The organism is Mesorhizobium sp. M7A.F.Ca.US.014.04.1.1 (assembly GCF_003998745.1).
Lineage (GTDB): Bacteria > Pseudomonadota > Alphaproteobacteria > Rhizobiales > Rhizobiaceae > Mesorhizobium > Mesorhizobium ciceri.
On record NZ_RZRW01000831.1, the window covers coordinates 1 to 1,864 of the forward strand.

Genomic DNA, 1,864 nt, shown 5'->3' on the forward strand with positions numbered 1-1,864 from the left:
CACTTGGAAGATGGAAATCCATTGGCAACGGGGTGACCGTACCGGAAAGGTCGATGCAACCGCCATCATTCGTCAGAGCGATTGGGGGATCGACATGCAAGTGTATTCGATCGGCTCGGATTCCCGCACGATCCTCGCCAAGCCCAGCCACGAGGTCTCAGGACGCCCCGTCATTCATTACATGTACGAGGTAGAACCCAAGGCTATGTGGTCTGACGCAGTCAACCCATACAAGGGTGCGGCGATCCTTCGACTAAATGAACATACCGGCGAATTGAGCGGGAACTATTGGACCAGCCAATTGTCGAAGGGCTTCTTCAAACTCAGCCGCGAGTCTCAGGCTGCGGTAATGGGACCACAGGGGGAATCGGTGGATGTTTTGTTAATAACAGCCATTGCCGATGAATTTACCGAGGCACGCGCGGTGTTTGGCACCCGTGCTGGGTCGCCTGAAGGCGTGTCGGAATGGCTGCCGCGAAAGACCCATCTCAACGACGATTATCTAGTCGGGTCCTTCGTCGTAGGAGGTGAAGAGCGTTTCAGTATAGCTTTAGCGAAACCGAGTCGCATGGGGTCCGTGAGCACCAGTCCGGTGGCGACAAACCTCGCCAACTATCTCCGACCAAAGTGCCTTGTGATGTGTGGGGTTTGCGCTGGTAACCCAGGCGATGTTGAGCTTGGTGATCTCATCGTCTCGGAGCTTGCCTATCAATACGACGAGGGAAAACGGGAAAAGGACGAGTTCCTCAGCGATATCCGCCAGGCACGAATATCTAAGGAGTGGCTTGCGGCGGCGCAGTCTCGCGATCCTCGTGATCTCCCAAGTTTCGGCCATCCAAATGGTGGGGAGCGCAAATTATGGCTAATGCACAAGCTCTATCAAGGCTTCGATCCGCGCGTGCTGCCAGCGCGTAAACGCTACTTCGCGGACGGGGAGTGGTCCTCGACGCTTGTTGATCTAGAGAAGTCGGGGGAGCTGCTAATAGAGGGGACGTCGATAAAACTTACGGAAGTAGGACGAAGTGCTGTGGAACGGTCACTTGTCATGGATGTCGATCCACCAAAAACACTCCCCTTTGAAATCAAGACTGGCCCAATCGCCAGCGGAAACGTCGTTGTCAAAAATGGCATGACTTGGGACATGTTGAAGCGCAGCGGCGTGCGCACCGTGTTGGGACTCGAGATGGAAGCGGCCACAATCGGTGAGATCGCAAAGCAGTGTGGTATTGGCGAGTGGATCGTTATCAAGGGGGTGATGGACCATGCCGATCCCAACAAGGCGGACCGTTTCAAGCCGTTTGCGGCGCGTGCGTCTGCCGAAGCTCTTCGGAAATTCTTGATCGGCAGATTCTCAGTCTGACAGAGTGCAGGAGCCCACTGAAAGAACATGATCGCGAGGTGAACGGTCCATCGATCCGTTCATCTTGCGGAACCTAGCTGATTGCATTCAATTAACGGTCTGCAACCGCTTGGTTCCTTGGTTCAGGTCGTCGCCTTTCTTAACTGCCGGGCGGGAGGGCTCTTTTGCTTCGATAGAAGTCGAAGCCGCCAAGATTATTGAGGGTGGCGTTTCCAACCAAGCTAGGACGCGCTGCTCCAATCTTGCCGTCACTCCAATGTTGAACAGTCCGCGGGAACCGCCCGCCGCCTACGAGGCCAAGTAGACTTCCGACACATAAAGAAAGCTAAATTCCATAACAACGCCGGGCAGCAATCCATCAATCGAGACCAACGACCACCCGATTGCGGCCGCCGTTTTTGGCTTTGTAACGGGCGACGTCGGCGCGTTTTATCAGCGCCGCTACTGTATCCGCCCCTTTGAAAACCGAAGACACTCCAACGCTGACAGTAACTTCGGCCGTCT

General features: G+C 55.0%; 1 protein-coding gene and 1 pseudogene. One reads left to right on the plus strand and one right to left on the minus strand.

Annotated elements, in window-relative coordinates; all coding sequences use genetic code 11:
* Positions 1-1,360, plus strand: a pseudogene (locus EOA22_RS32030) (5'-methylthioadenosine/S-adenosylhomocysteine nucleosidase); the annotation flags it as partial.
* A gap of 358 nt (positions 1,361-1,718) precedes the next feature.
* Here the strand turns inward: EOA22_RS32030 and EOA22_RS32035 are convergent.
* Positions 1,719-1,864: diguanylate cyclase (locus EOA22_RS32035; RefSeq protein ID WP_127390529.1), on the minus strand; the 146-nt coding region annotated here is incomplete at its 5' end.